Genomic DNA, 13,880 nt, shown 5'->3' on the forward strand with positions numbered 1-13,880 from the left:
GCCTGTCCGCGCCCCGCCGCGCCCCCCCGCCGCGCCGCCGGCGCCGGGGCGCCCGCCCGCCCCCCCCCCCCCCCCCCCCCCCCCCCCCCCCCCCCCGGGCTCCGCCCCCAGACCCCCGCTGCTCAATCGCCGCAGGGGCTTGAAGGTGCGGGCTCCCGCTGCTCAATTGCCGCAGGGGCTGGATTGGTGCGGGCTCCCGCTGCTCAGTGGCCGCAGGGGCTGGCTTGCCGCCTGAGGGGCTTGATTGGTGCGGGCCCCGCCGGGCAAGCGCGAGAGGGGCTCGATGGCGCGCGGGCCCACCCCGCTTGGCGTGCGTCACACGTGCAGGCGGTTCCGTGGGCCGTCCCAGCCCGCCTATCGTCGAGCCATGTTCGCCGCCTACGCAGCCCGCATCGATCCCGACCAGCCCCTCGACGGCCTGGAGCTGGGTGATCGCCCGGCCCCCGAGACGCGTCCCGGGTGGACCACCGTCACCGTCCGGGCCGCATCCCTCAACCATCACGACCTCTGGTCCCTGCGGGGCGTGGGCCTCTCGCAGGACCGGCTGCCGATGATCCTCGGCTGCGACGCGGCCGGCGTCGACCAGGACGGCAACGAGGTCGTCCTGCACTCCGTCATCGGGCAGTCGGGGCACGGCGTCGGGCCGAAGGAGCCGCGCTCGATCCTCACCGAGCGCTACCAGGGCACCTTCGCCGAGCAGGTCACCGTCCCCACCTGGAACGTCCTGCCCAAGCCGAAGGAGCTCAGCTTCGCGGAGGCCGCCTGTCTGCCGACCGCCTGGCTCACCGCGTACCGCATGCTGTTCACCAACGCCGGGGTACGGCCCGGCGATTCCGTGCTCGTCCAGGGCGCCGGCGGCGGGGTCGCCACCGCCGCGATCGTGCTCGGCAGGGCCGCCGGGCTGCGGGTCTTCGCCACCAGCCGGGACAAGGCCAAACGTGAGCGGGCGGTCGAACTCGGTGCGCTGGAGGCGTACGAGCCCGGCGCCCGGCTGCCGCAGCGGGTGGACGCCGTCATCGAGACCGTGGGGGCCGCCACCTGGTCCCACTCCGTCAAGTCGCTGCGCCCGGGCGGCACCCTCGTCATCTCCGGGGCCACCAGCGGAGACCGGCCCGCCCACGCCGAGCTGACCCGGATCTTCTTCCTGGAGCTGAAGGTCGTCGGCTCCACCATGGGGTCCAAGGACGAGCTGGAGGACCTGCTCGCGTTCTGCGCGACCACCGGGGTGCGCCCGGTCATCGACGAGGTGCTGCCGCTGGACCGGGCCAGGGAGGGGTTCCGGCGGCTGGAGTCGGGCGACCTGTTCGGCAAGATCGTGCTCACGCCGGGCAAGCCCTAGCTCCGCCGAGTACGCGCCAGTGCCGCATACTTGAACATGTGTCAGCTTTGCTGTGGGATGCCGCCCATGCGAATGGGCAGAGCACTCATGGCAGTTGTCGTCGCGTCCGTGCTCGCGGCGGGGGCCCTCGCCCCCGCCGCCTCGGCGCACCCCGCCCCCGTAGCCGTACCGGAATCCGAGCCCCGGGCACGTGCCGTCCCGCCACTGACCGACGACCGGGGGCGCACCCTCACCCTGCGCGGCTGGAACGTCGAGGACAAGGCGAACCGCGGCGAGGACGCCCTCGCCGCCATCACTGAACGGCACTTCCGCGACCTGCGCGGACACGGCTTCAACTTCGCCCGGCTGCTGGTCTTCTGGGACGACCTGGAGCCCACGCGCGGCCAGTACAGCGCGCGCTACCTCCGGCGCGTCGAACGCGTCCTGGACTGGGCGCACAAGCACCGCGTCCATGTCCTCATCGACGCCCACCAGGACGTCTTCGGGCCCGCGTTCGGGCATCGAGGCATCCCCGCCTGGGCCACCAGGACCGACGGGCTGCCGTTCACCCCGAACCCCGACGACTGGTTCTCCGAGTACTTCGAACCGGCCGTCCAGCGGGCCTTCACCCACCTCTACGAGGACCCCGACCTCCAGCGCGCCCAGGCCGCCATGTGGCAGGTCCTCGCGGAACGCTTCCGCGACCACCCGGCCGTGATCGGCTACGACCTGATCAACGAGCCGATGGGCGAGCTGCGCGCGGGCGAGGACCTGCCGACCGCCGCCCGCCGGATCGAGGCCCAGCACCTCACCCCGATGTACAACAGGCTGGCCCGCGCCGTCCGGGCGAAGGACCGTGACACCTGGCTCTTCGTCGAGCCGACGCCCATCGTCGGCGAGGGCGTCCCCACCGGGCTCGGCCGGATCGAGGACCGCCGGACCGTGTACGCCCCGCACTTCTACAACACCGCCATGGAGGCGGGCGCGGACTACGACCCCTCGGCCGGCTGGATCGAGGCGTACGAGGCCGCCGTGACCGCCTATCCGGCCCGGCACCGTATGCCCGTGGTCGTGGGGGAGTGGGGGCCATTGAACAACGCCCTCCCCAACATGGGCCGCTTCTACCGCGAGGCCGTCGACTCCCTGAGCCGCTACAGCTCCGGCTGGGCCGGGTACGTCTGGTGCTACGGCGGCGGCTACTGCGCGGTCGACGAGCGGGGCCGCTTCCGTACGAACAAGGAGCGGACGGCCACCCCGTACGCCCCGGCCGTCGCGGGGACCGTCCGCTCCGAGGCGTACGACGCGGACACCCGCTCCTACCGCCTCGCCTACCGTGCCGCCGCCCGCCCCGGGGCGACGGAGCTGTCCCTCCCGCCCTCGCCCCGGGGCTGGCGTGTCTCCGTCACCGGCCCGGGGCTGGTCCTCGGCGGCCCCGGCGCGTCGTCGCGCGGAAGTCGGCCGGTCGTACGGGCGTGGCCCGGGAGCGAAGTGGTGGTGACCGTGCGGGAAGGTGGCCCGTATGGATGAACTGACCACCCCTGAAGGGTTTCTGCTGCGCCCCTGGATGCCCGCCGACGCCTCGGCTGTGCTCCGGGCCTTCGCCCCGGCCGAGATGGACCGCCAGACGGACCGGCCGGTGTTCGACCGGCCCGGGGCCCTGGCCTGGATCGCGGGCCGCACGCGCGAACGGGGAGCGCGTACCGGCTACTCCTGGGCCGTCGTGGGGGAGGCGGGCGAGGCCCTCGGCTGTGTCGCCGTCGACGCCGTCAACCTGACCCACGACACCGGCTGGGTCTCCTACTGGACCACGGAGGAGGCGCGCGGCCGGGGTGTCGCCCCGGCCGGTGTGCGGGCGTTGGCGCGCTGGGCCTTCGACGAGCTCGGGCTGTACCGGCTGGAGCTGGGCCATCGCACCGACAACCCGGCCTCCTGCCGGGTCGCGACCCGGTCCGGATTCGCGCCCGAGGGCATCGAGCGGGCCAGGCTGCGCTACGGCGACGTCCGGTACGACGTCGAGCGGCATGCCCGCCTGGCCGACGATGATGTCAACTTTGATTGACAGAGAGTGTCTGTCAATGTAGGTTGACATCATGACCGAAGCAACGGATCTGGCCGCACGTGCCGGTGACCGAGACCCGCGCGTCGGGTTGCGGTCGGTGGCGGCGCTGCGGCGGCTGCTGGAACAGCTCGAAGCCGTACAGGTGAGAAGTGCCCGCGTCCAGGGCTGGTCGTGGCAGGAGATCGCCGCCGAGCTGGGCGTCAGCCGGCAGGCCGTGCACAAGAAGTACGGGAGGCGTTGATGTTCGAGCGATTCACCCGAGGGGCCCGCGCGACCGTGAAGGGCGCCGTGGCCCAGGCCGAGCGCGTCGGGGCCGACTCGGTCACCGAGGAACATCTGCTGCTCGCGCTGCTGGAGCAGGAGGGCGGCCGGGCCTCGTTCGCGGTCACCGCACTCGGTCTCCACGACCGCCGCGGCTCCCTGGACGCCGCCTTCGCCGAGGCCCGCCGCCGTGGCGGCCTGACCAAGGCCGACACCGACGCCCTCGCCGACATCGGGATCGACATCGGCGCGATCGTGTCCCGGGTCGAGTCGGCGCACGGGGAGGGAGCCCTGGCCGCCGACCGGGGCAGCCGCCGGTGGTGGTCGGGGCACCGCGCCTTCACCCCGGGCGCGAAGACCGTCCTGGAGAACTCGCTGCGGGTGGCCCTGGGGCGCGGCGACCGCTTCATCGGCGAGGAGCACCTGCTCCTGGCCCTCACGGCGAAGCCCGGAGTCGTCGCCGACGTCCTCGCCGAGCACGGCGCGACCTACGCGACCGTGCAGCGCGCGCTGGACGGCCCCGACGCCGACGGGGGCCAGGAGGGGCACGCCAAGGCCGGGTGAGACGAGCGGGGCGGGACCCCGGACGGCGAACAGGGGCGGGCGTCCAGCACCGGACGCCCGCCCCTGTTCCGTTCCACCTGAGCCGCGTCGGCTCAGGCCTTCCGCGTCGGCTCAGGCCTTCCGCTCGTCCTCCGTCGTCAGCAGCGCCTCGATCCGCGCCGTCGCCGCCCCCAGGTGGCGGCGGGCCTCCGCGAGCTGGGCCTCCGTCACTCCGTGATCGCGGGCCGTGTCCCGGATGCCGTCGCGGAAACGGTCCAGCAGGCGGTCCAGGTCACGCACCGGGTCGCCCGTGGCCGGTGCGTCCTCGGCCCAGTCGAAGCCGTCGTCGGGGGCCGGAGCCGCCGGGGCGGAGTCCGCCCCGGGCTTGCCGAACGGGGGCCAGGCTCCGGAGCGTGCGAACCCGCCGAGCTGGCCGGTGATCTCCGCCAGGCCCTCCCGCACCCCGGAGGGCCAGTCGCCCCGCGCGAAGTGCTCCTGGACCTGCCGGGCGGCGGTCTGCATCTGCTCGCGCGCCTTCTCCTGGGCCTCCTTGGCCTGGCGGCGGGCCTGCTGGGCATCCTCGCGGGCGCGCCGGGACTCGTCCTTCGCCCGGCGGGCCTGCTCCTTCCACACCTGCTTGGCCCGGTTCAGCTCCTCCTTCGCCGTGCGCCACGTCTCGCTCTCGCCGAGGTCGCCCAGCCGGCCGAAGTCGCCGAAGTCGCCGAAGTCGTCGAAGGGGGAGGCCGCTTCGCCCTTCGCCCGGCCCTTGCCGTTCCCGGCCCCGGTTCCTGCCCCGGCCTTCGTGCCCTGCCGGGACTCCGAAGCCGCCGCCCGCATGTCACTGCGGAGCCGGCCCGCCGCGCCCCGTACGTCGTCGCGTATCTCGGCGGCCAGCTCGGAGACCGAGTCGCGGATCTCCAGCTCCAGGTCGGCCAGTTCGCCACCCCGGCCCGCCAGCTCCTCGCGCCCCGCGTCGGTGATCGAGTAGACCTTGCGGCCACCCTCGGTGGCATGGGTGACCAGGCCCTCGGCCTCCAGCTTGGCCAGCCGCGGATAGACCGTGCCGGCGGACGGGGCGTACAGGCCCTGGAAGCGCTCCTCCAGCAGGCGGATGACCTCGTAGCCGTGACGAGGCGCCTCGTCCAGAAGCTTGAGGAGGTACAGCCGCAGACGGCCGTGGGCGAATACGGGAGGCATGTCAGAGAACCTTTCCGGTCGGCTCGGCGGCGTACGCGTCGTCCTCGGCGGGTGGCCTGCGCAACAGGGCGATCGAACCGGACACGGTCGTCGCCCGCAGGGTCCCCGTCCCGGCGCCCAGCGTGCCGGTGATCTTCTTCGCGCCCCACTGCCCGCCGACCCGCAGGTCCTCGAAGGCGTTGGAGACGGCCCCGCTCGCGGTGTTCGCCTCGACCCTGGCGTCCGCCGGGTGCGGCAGCCGGATCGCGATCTCGCCCGTCACCGTGGCCAGCCGGATGTCCGTGGGCTGCCCGGACGGGTCGACGTCCAGCACCATGGCACCGCTGACCGACTCGGCCCGGACCGAGGTCCCCGCCCCGTCGACCACCGTCAGATCGCCGGACACGGAGTGGAAGCGCAGGTCGCCCGTGACACCCTGGGCCTCCAGGCTGCCGGACACGGACTCCCCGCGCACCGCGCCGGTCAGCCCGACGAGCGTGGAGTCACCGGTGATGCCGCGGACCTCCGTGCGTCCGCTGATGCCGGAGACGACGGCCCCGGCACCGATCACGCCGACCTCGACCGAGGAAGCGGCCGGCACGACGAGCGTGACCACGGCGCTGCGGCGGCGGTTCTTGGGGTCGAACCAGCGCAGGAGGTCCTGCCAGGGCAGGTCCTCGTAGGCCACGGTCAGCCGGCCGTCCTCCTGGGTCACGATCAGCGGCGGGCCCTCGATCGCGGAGATCTCCAGCCGGGCTTCCGGCTCGTCGGCCCCGACCACGTTGACCGTGCCGTCCACGATGCGCACGTGGAGTGCCGTCACCGGATCCTCGAAGGCGAGCTTCCGCGGCTCGGCGATGGTCCATGTCGACACAGGCATGGATGTGACCTCCCGGGAAGCGTGGCAACGCAACATATCGCGTCTCGTTCGGAACACGATATATCGCGGATGAGCGAAGTCAAAGGGGGGCGGGAGGGGGCGGCAGGGAGAGAAATGCTCATAAATAGATCAAGTACGGGCAAATTGCCCTAGCGTGTGAGCCATGAACGCGACATCCACCGGGGCCCTCCTGCTGTGCCGGGCCGACCCCGAGACCGTACGGCCGCTCGCCCACCTGCTGCGCGAGCAGATGCTGCTGGCCCGCGCGGGTGAGGAGTGGAGCGTGCTCGTCCCGGAGGGCAAACCCTGGAACGGGGGCACCGAGCAGGACCCCGAGCCGGTGGACCGGGTCCTCGGCGGCTGGGCCACCGCGCTCGCGGTCGGCTCCACCTGGCCGGTGCTCGCCCTGTGGTGGGACGCCGACCGGGCCGGATTCACGCTCGCCGCCGGGTTCCGCCGCCCCGTGGGCTACGTCTGGCTGACCGACGGCACCCCGGTGGGCGAGGACGAGGCCATGCGCACCTTCGCGGTCCGGCTCGGCCTCGACCCGGTGCTGGACGTACAGGCGCTGGAGGAGCTGACCCGCCCCGATCCGGACGCCGACGCGGACGCCCGGCTGCGGGGACTGCTCGCCGTTCTCACCCGCACCGGTCTGACTCTGCCCGCCGGGCTCTCACCGGGCGAGAGCGCGGACCGGCTGCGCAGCGTCGCGGCGGTGCAGCGCGAGGTGGAACGCGTCGAGTGGGCCGGCTGGCGCGATGCCGTACGCGTCGAACTGGACGCGGTCGAGAGCAGCAGGATCGGCCCGTGGGTACGCGGCCCCCGCGCCCGTGCCGTCGCCGCCGTCCAGCTCGCGGCCGGGCTCCCGCTCCTGCTGTGGGGCGCCCGTCGCCGCAGTGGCGGCTGGGCGGCGGCCGGGGCGGTGCTGCTGGCGCAGGGAGCGCTGGGACTCGCGTACGAGCGGGCCAGGGCGGGCGCGGAAGCCCCCTAGGCCCTGTCGTCGAACTCCCGCCTGCCCCGCGGCGCCATGCACGCACTCTCGCCGCACCGGGCACACGCCCGAGTACGTCCAGTACGCGGACCTGCGCCCGGCACACCGAGAGCACGCACCTGACCCCGCAGGGCCGCCCTTCGGGCGACGGCGGGAGTTCGACGACAGGACCTAGAGCAGGCAGGTCACGCGTCCTCGTCGTCCTCGTCGTCCAGCCGGGCCAGCCAGGTCGCGAGGCGCTCGACCGGCACCTCGAAGTCGGGGTTGAGATCGACGAACGTCCGCAGCTGCTCGGCGAGCCACTCGAAGGTGACCTCCTCCTCGCCGCGCCGCTTCTCCAGTTCCTCGATGCCACGGTCCGTGAAGTACATGCGCACAGGATATCGAGGCGCGGACGCCCTCCTGAACGCCGGAGACGCCGGAGACGCCGAACACGTCGATCACGCCGGATACGCCAGGGACCCGGCCCCGCGACGAGCGCGGAACCGGGTCCCTGTGGCGTACGAACAGCTCGTACGGCTGCCGCGTGGTCCTAGGCCTCGAAGACCTCGTTGACCAGCTGCGTCTGCTCCGCCTGGTGGCGCTTGGCCGAGCCGACCGCCGGGGACGAGCCGTGCGGCCGCGAGATGCGGCGCAGGCGCTCGCCGTGCGGCACGTCCGAGCCGACCGCGAGGTCCAGGTGGTCGATCAGGTTGAGCGCGATGAACGGCCACGCACCCTGGTTCGCCGGCTCCTCCTGGGCCCACAGGTACTTCTCGGCGTTCGGGTACTTCGCGATCTCGGCCTGGATCTCCGCACCCGGCAGCGGGTACAGGCGCTCCAGCCGGATGATCGCCGTCTCCGTGTCGCCGCGCTTCTCCCGCTCGGCGTCCAGGTCGTAGTACAGCTTGCCCGCGCAGAAGACGACCTTGCGGACGTTCTCGGGCTTGACCGAAGCGTCGCCGATCACCGGACGGAAGCCGCCGGTGGTGAACTCCTCGATGGACGAGGCCGCGGCCTTCAGACGCAGCATCGACTTCGGGGTGAAGACGATCAGCGGCTTGTGGTGCGGGTTGTGCACCTGCCAGCGCAGCAGGTGGAAGTAGTTCGACGGCAGGGTCGGCATCGCGACCGTCATGTTGTCCTGCGCGCACATCTGGAGGAAGCGCTCGGGGCGGGCGGAGCTGTGGTCCGGGCCCTGGCCCTCGTAGCCGTGCGGCAGCAGCAGCGTGACGCCGGAGGTCTGGCCCCACTTCTGCTCGGCCGAGGAGATGAACTCGTCCACGACGGTCTGCGCGCCGTTGACGAAGTCACCGAACTGGGCCTCCCAGATGACCAGCGACTCCGGACGGGCCAGCGAGTAGCCGTACTCGAAGCCCATCGCCGCGTACTCCGAGAGCAGCGAGTCGTAGACGTTGTACCGGGCCTGGTCGTCGGACAGGTACAGCAGCGGGGTGTAGTCCTCGCCGGTGACCTGGTCGACCAGGACCGCGTGGCGCTGGCCGAACGTGCCGCGGCGGGTGTCCTGGCCGGCGAGCCGGACCGGGGTGCCCTCCATCAGCAGCGAACCGATGGCCAGCGTCTCGCCCATGCCCCAGTCGATCGTCGCGTTGTCCACGGAGGCCGCGCGACGTTGCATCTGCGGCATCAGACGGGGGTGGACGGTGATCGACTCGGGGATGTTGACCTGCGACTCGGCGATCCGCTTGACGACCTCGGCGGAGACGGCCGTCTCCACGGTCACGGGGAACGCGGCCTGCGGCTCCGGGACGTGCGGGGCGGCCGGCTGCGAGGTGGCCTCGCGGACCTCGGCGAACACCTTCTCCAGCTGACCCTGGAAGTCCTGGAGCGCCTGCTCCGCCTCTTCCAGCGTGATGTCGCCGCGGCCGATGAGGGACTCGGTGTACAGCTTGCGCACCGAGCGCTTCTTGTCGACCAGCGTGTACATCTGCGGGTTGGTGAACTCCGGGTTGTCGGTCTCGTTGTGACCGCGGCGCCGGTAGCAGATGAGGTCGATCACGACGTCCTTGTTGAACGCCTGCCGGAACTCGAAGGCGAGCCGCGCGACGCGGACCACGGCCTCCGGGTCGTCGCCGTTGACGTGGATGATCGGCGCCTCGATCATGCGCGCCACGTCGGTGGCGTACATCGAGGAGCGCGAGGACTCCGGGGCGGCGGTGAAGCCGACCTGGTTGTTGATCACCACGTGCACGGTGCCGCCGGTGCGGTAGCCGCGCAGCTGCGACATGTTGAGCGTCTCGGCGACGACGCCCTGGCCCGCGAAGGCCGCGTCGCCGTGGAGCGCGACCGGCAGGACCGTGAAGTCCGTGCCGCCCTTGTTGATGATGTCCTGCTTGGCGCGGGCGATGCCCTCCAGGACCGGGTCGACCGCCTCCAGGTGCGAGGGGTTGGCGGCCAGCGAGACCTTGATCTGCTCGCCGTCCAGACCGGTGAAGGTGCCCTCGGCGCCCAGGTGGTACTTGACGTCGCCGGAGCCGTGCATCGAGCGCGGGTCGAGGTTGCCCTCGAACTCGCGGAAGATCTGCGCGTACGACTTGCCGACGATGTTCGCCAGCACGTTCAGCCGGCCGCGGTGGGCCATGCCGATGACGACCTCGTCGAGGCGGGCCTCGGCGGCGGAGTCGATGACCGCGTCGAGCAGCGGGATGACGGACTCGCCGCCCTCCAGCGAGAACCGCTTCTGGCCGACGTACTTCGTCTGCAGGAACGTCTCGAACGCCTCGGCCGCGTTCAGCCGGCGCAGGATGCGCAGCTGCTCCTCGCGCTCGGGCTTCGGACGCGCGCGCTCGACGCGGTCCTGGAGCCACTTGCGCTGGCTCGGGTCCTGGATGTGCATGAACTCGATGCCGGTGGTGCGGCAGTACGACTCACGCAGCACGCCGAGGATGTCGCGGAGCTTCATCATCGTCTTGCCGGCGAACCCGCCGACCGCGAAGTCCCGCTCCAGGTCCCACAGGGTGAGGCCGTGCTCGGTGATGTCCAGGTCGGGGTGCTTGCGCTGGTGGTACTCCAGCGGGTCGGTGTCGGCCATGACGTGGCCGCGGACCCGGTAGGAGTGGATCAGCTCGAAGACCCGCGCGGCCTTGGTGACGTCGTCGTCGTGCGAGGCGTCGATGTCCTTGAGCCAGCGGACCGGCTCGTAGGGGATCCGCAGCGCCTTGAAGATCTCGTCGTAGAACTCGTTCTCGCCGAGCAGCAGCTGGGACAGGACCCGCAGGAACTCGCCGGAGGCGGCGCCCTGGATGACCCGGTGGTCGTAGGTCGACGTGAGCGTCATGACCTTCGAGATGCCGAGCTTGTTCAGGGTGTCCTGCGACGTGCCCTGGAACTCCGCCGGGTAGTCCATCGCGCCGACGCCCATGATGAGGCCCTGACCGGGCATCAGGCGGGGCACCGAGTGGACGGTGCCGATGCCGCCGGGGTTGGTCAGCGAGGCCGTGACGCCGGAGAAGTCGTCCATGCCGAGCTTGCCGATGCGGGCACGCCGGACGATGTCCTCGTACGCCTGCCAGAACTCGAAGAAGTTGAGCGTCTCGGCCTTCTTGATGGCCGCGACGACCAGCTGGCGGTCGCCGTTCGGCTTCACCAGGTCGATGGCCAGACCCAGGTTGATGTGCTCCGGCTTGACCAGGGTCGGCTTGCCGTCCTTCGTGGCGAAGGAGTAGTTCATCGACGGCATGGCCTTGAGGGCCTGCACCATCGCGTACCCGATGAGGTGCGTGAAGGAGATCTTCCCGCCGCGGGCGCGCTTGAGGTGGTTGTTGATGACGATGCGGTTGTCGAAGAGCAGCTTCACCGGGACCGCGCGGACGGATGTGGCCGTCGGCAGCTCCAGCGAGGCGTTCATGTTCTTCGCGACGGCGGCCGAGGGGCCGCGCAGCGTCACGTACTCCGGGCCGGCCGGGGCCTCGGTGGAATCGTCCGCCTTGGCCTTGGCGGGCGCGGCGGCGGGCTTCGCCGCCGCGGGCTTCGCCGGGGCCGGAGCGGCCGCCGGGGCGGCCGCCTTGGCGGGGGCCGGCTGCGCGGGAGCCGCCGGAGCGGCTGCGGGCGCGGCCTTCGCCGGAGCCGGGGCGGCCGCCGGGGCGGGCGCGGCCGCGGCCGGGGCGGCGGGCGCCCCGGTCACCGGTGCGACGCCGGGAACGGGCTTGTCCGCCGTGCCGGAGGCACCCGGCTTGTAGTCGGCGAAGAAGTCCCACCAGGCGCGATCGACCGAACTGGGATCCTGGAGGTACTGCTGGTAGATCTCGTCGACGAGCCATTCATTGGCGCCGAACGCGGCGGCCGGGTTCGTACCCGGGCCGGCTTGATCGGTCGAGATGCTCGAGTTACTGGGGGACTGAGACGACACGGCGGCAACCGCCCTCTTCCGCTTCACAAGGTGATGGACAGCGGAAATCAAGGCTACGCCCCCCGAACCGTTCCTTGCAGGCCGGGCCGGTGCTTCGTCGTGCACATCACATCGGAAGGCGGGTTTCGGCGCAGGAAATGGCGGGAAACAAGCGAGGTTCCACTGCACTTCGGGTACGCAGGACCGAGGATACGGCCATCCGGCCGCACCCCTTCGAGGCCCCTGCTGGCAGGCCACGGGTGAACGTGCCCTTCCGGTTCGACCCTATGTCAACCGCGCCGTCAACCGCGCGGCTCGGGGATTCCCGGGAGGGTGACCTGGATGCGGCAGCCCCTCGCGGATTCGGCCACCCCGATCCGACCGCCGTGCAGATCGACCGCCCAACGGGCGATGGCCAGCCCCAGCCCCGTACCGCCGTCGCTTCCCGGACCGTGCGGGGAGGGCACCTGGCCCCGGTTGAAGCGCTCGAACACCCGGTGGCGCTCCGCCTCCGGGATACCGGGCCCCTCGTCGACGACCTCCAGCTCCAGCGACTCGGGACGGTCCCCGCGCCGCGCGAGCACCGTCACCCGGCCGTGCGGCGGGCTGTGCTTGACCGCGTTGTCGATGAGGTTGGCGACCACCTGGTGCAGCCGCTCGGCGTCCGCGTGCGCCGTGAGCTCCGGCGGCGAGACGTCCAGATGCAGGTGGACGTCCGTACGGGAGTGATTGCCCGAACCCGACGACAGGCGTCGGTGGGAGGCGGCGAGATTGGCCTCTTTCAGTACGCCCGACAGATAGGGCCAGACCTCGAAACGGCGGGCCTTGAGCGCCACCACCCCGTTGTCCAGCCGCGACAGGTCCAGCAGCGTCTCGACCAGCCGGCCCAGCCGCTCCGTCTGTTGCAGCGCCGTGCGCATCGTCTCCGGATCGGCGGCGGACACCCCGTCCACCACGTTCTCCAGCACGGCTCTCAGCGCCGCGATGGGGGTGCGCAGCTCATGGCTGACATTGGCGACCAGCTCTTTGCGATGCCGGTCCTCCGCCTCCAGATCGTCCGCCATGCGGTTGATCGTCTGCGCCAGGTCCCCCAGCTCGTCCCGCCGCCCGGCGCCGCTCACCCGGCGGGTGTAGTCGCCGTGCGAGATGGACCGGGCCACCGCTCTCATCTCGTCCAGCGGCGCGGTCAGACCGTGCGCCACGAACTGGGTGATCAGCAGCGTGGCGATCACCGAGAACACCGTGATGAAGCGGAACTCCGTACGGGTCCGCAACGCGACGATCAGCAGCCCCGTGGTGATGAACACCGAGACCACGACGAGTGTGCCGAGCTTGGCCTTGATCGAGAAGGGCCGCAGTCCGGACCCTGGCCGCGTCATGGCGCGGGGGTCTCCAGGGCGTAGCCCACACCGTGCACGGTACGGATCCGCTCCGCGCCGATCTTCCGGCGCAGCGCCTTGATGTGACTGTCGACCGTGCGCGTGCCCGAGGCGTCCGCCCAGTCCCACACCTCGGCCAGCAACTGCTCCCGGGAGAGCACCGCGCGCGGGGTGTTCGCGAGACAGACCAACAGGTCGAACTCGGTCGGCGTGAGGTGGACGTCCTCGGCGCGCACCCGGACCCGGCGCTGCGCGTGGTCGATCTCCAGCTCACCCAGACGCAGTATTCCGCTCCGCGGGGTGACGGCGGCCAGCGCGGCCCGCTCCACCCGGCGCAGCAGCACGTGCACCCGGGCGGCCAGCTCCCGCATGGAGAACGGCTTGGTCATGTAGTCGTCGGCGCCGACCCCGAGCCCGACCAGCATGTCGGTCTCGTCGTCGCGCGCGGTGAGCATCATCACCGGTACCGGACGCTGCGCCTGCACGCGGCGGCAGACCTCCAGGCCGTCGAAGCCGGGAAGCATGATGTCGAGCACCATCAGGTCGGGTTGCCAGGCCTCGGCCGCGTCCACGGCCGCAGGGCCGTCCAGCGCGGTCTGGACCAGGAAGCCCTCCGCCCGCAGCCGGGCGGAGATGGCGTCGACGATCGTCGGGTCGTCCTCGACGACCAGCACCCGGCGCTGAGCCCCCGGGGTGGCCGCGACGCCGTTGTGGGTGGTGTGTGTCTGTTCCATCGCCCCGCCCCTGCCCGTTCTCGCGGGAGCCATTCCCCCGGAGGCACGGTTTTCGCTCGTGGATTTCGGTGAGTGATTCCGTGTACCGGTCAGCAGCGTAAAGGCAGCGGAGGGCTCCCGGCTACGCAGGGTGTTGCCCCGGACGTGCACGTCCACGCCGACCGGGCGGCCGGATCGTTGACCTTGTGCCGGTTGACCCGTGCCACGGCCGG

General features: G+C 71.8%; 12 protein-coding genes. 6 read left to right on the plus strand and 6 right to left on the minus strand.

The genetic code is table 11. The features are described 5' to 3' along the window. Positions 1 to 367: 367 nt before the first annotated feature. The 5 genes from ACH4KB_RS01770 to ACH4KB_RS01790 all read left to right on the plus strand — a co-directional run bounded on the left by ACH4KB_RS01770 (position 368) and on the right by ACH4KB_RS01790 (position 4,202). Positions 368 to 1,339, plus strand: coding sequence for a zinc-binding dehydrogenase (locus ACH4KB_RS01770; RefSeq protein WP_398062586.1), 972 nt, complete (start codon positions 368 to 370; stop codon positions 1,337 to 1,339). An 87-nt stretch (positions 1,340 to 1,426) separates the two neighbouring features. Further along, complete coding sequence (locus tag ACH4KB_RS01775; RefSeq protein ID WP_398062588.1) at positions 1,427 to 2,845, plus strand: cellulase family glycosylhydrolase; 1,419 nt, start codon at positions 1,427 to 1,429, stop codon at positions 2,843 to 2,845. After that, complete coding sequence (locus tag ACH4KB_RS01780; protein WP_398062590.1) at positions 2,838 to 3,377, plus strand: GNAT family N-acetyltransferase; 540 nt, start codon at positions 2,838 to 2,840, stop codon at positions 3,375 to 3,377. Before ACH4KB_RS01775 ends, ACH4KB_RS01780 begins: the two co-directional genes overlap by 8 nt. A gap of 31 nt (positions 3,378 to 3,408) precedes the next feature. Next, the gene (locus ACH4KB_RS01785) at positions 3,409 to 3,618 is read left to right on the plus strand and encodes a sigma factor-like helix-turn-helix DNA-binding protein (RefSeq protein ID WP_007447814.1); all 210 of its coding nucleotides are present in this window, start codon (positions 3,409 to 3,411) and stop codon (positions 3,616 to 3,618) included. Continuing rightward, positions 3,618 to 4,202, plus strand: coding sequence for a Clp protease N-terminal domain-containing protein (locus ACH4KB_RS01790; protein ID WP_398062592.1), 585 nt, complete (start codon positions 3,618 to 3,620; stop codon positions 4,200 to 4,202). Before ACH4KB_RS01785 ends, ACH4KB_RS01790 begins: the two co-directional genes overlap by 1 nt. Before the next feature lie 111 nt (positions 4,203 to 4,313). On the opposite strand, the gene ACH4KB_RS01795 is transcribed toward ACH4KB_RS01790, so the two are convergent. Beyond that, on the minus strand, positions 4,314 to 5,378 hold the full coding sequence (locus ACH4KB_RS01795) for a helix-turn-helix transcriptional regulator (RefSeq protein WP_398062594.1): 1,065 nt from the start codon (positions 5,376 to 5,378) through the stop codon (positions 4,314 to 4,316). A gap of 1 nt (position 5,379) precedes the next feature. Continuing rightward, on the minus strand, positions 5,380 to 6,237 hold the full coding sequence (locus tag ACH4KB_RS01800) for a DUF4097 family beta strand repeat-containing protein (protein WP_398062596.1): 858 nt from the start codon (positions 6,235 to 6,237) through the stop codon (positions 5,380 to 5,382). 163 nt (positions 6,238 to 6,400) lie between these two features. Between ACH4KB_RS01800 and ACH4KB_RS01805 the strand changes: the two genes are divergently transcribed. After that, complete coding sequence (locus ACH4KB_RS01805; RefSeq protein WP_398062598.1) at positions 6,401 to 7,228, plus strand: hypothetical protein; 828 nt, start codon at positions 6,401 to 6,403, stop codon at positions 7,226 to 7,228. A 185-nt stretch (positions 7,229 to 7,413) separates the two neighbouring features. Here ACH4KB_RS01805 and ACH4KB_RS01810 read toward each other — a convergent pair whose 3' ends face one another. The 4 genes from ACH4KB_RS01810 to ACH4KB_RS01825 form a co-directional block, all read right to left on the minus strand. Further along, the gene (locus ACH4KB_RS01810; RefSeq protein WP_003966321.1) at positions 7,414 to 7,599 is read right to left on the minus strand and encodes a DUF6104 family protein; all 186 of its coding nucleotides are present in this window, start codon (positions 7,597 to 7,599) and stop codon (positions 7,414 to 7,416) included. A gap of 161 nt (positions 7,600 to 7,760) precedes the next feature. Then, on the minus strand, positions 7,761 to 11,576 hold the full coding sequence (locus ACH4KB_RS01815) for a multifunctional oxoglutarate decarboxylase/oxoglutarate dehydrogenase thiamine pyrophosphate-binding subunit/dihydrolipoyllysine-residue succinyltransferase subunit (protein ID WP_398062600.1): 3,816 nt from the start codon (positions 11,574 to 11,576) through the stop codon (positions 7,761 to 7,763). Between the two features lie 281 nt (positions 11,577 to 11,857). Next, on the minus strand, positions 11,858 to 12,934 hold the full coding sequence (locus tag ACH4KB_RS01820; protein ID WP_398062602.1) for an ATP-binding protein: 1,077 nt from the start codon (positions 12,932 to 12,934) through the stop codon (positions 11,858 to 11,860). Beyond that, the gene (locus tag ACH4KB_RS01825; protein ID WP_003966317.1) at positions 12,931 to 13,668 is read right to left on the minus strand and encodes a response regulator transcription factor; all 738 of its coding nucleotides are present in this window, start codon (positions 13,666 to 13,668) and stop codon (positions 12,931 to 12,933) included. Before ACH4KB_RS01825 ends, ACH4KB_RS01820 begins: the two co-directional genes overlap by 4 nt. Positions 13,669 to 13,880: the final 212 nt, after the last annotated feature.

The sequence above is a fragment of the Streptomyces sp. NPDC017520 genome, from assembly GCF_044329855.1.
Taxonomy (GTDB): domain Bacteria; phylum Actinomycetota; class Actinomycetes; order Streptomycetales; family Streptomycetaceae; genus Streptomyces.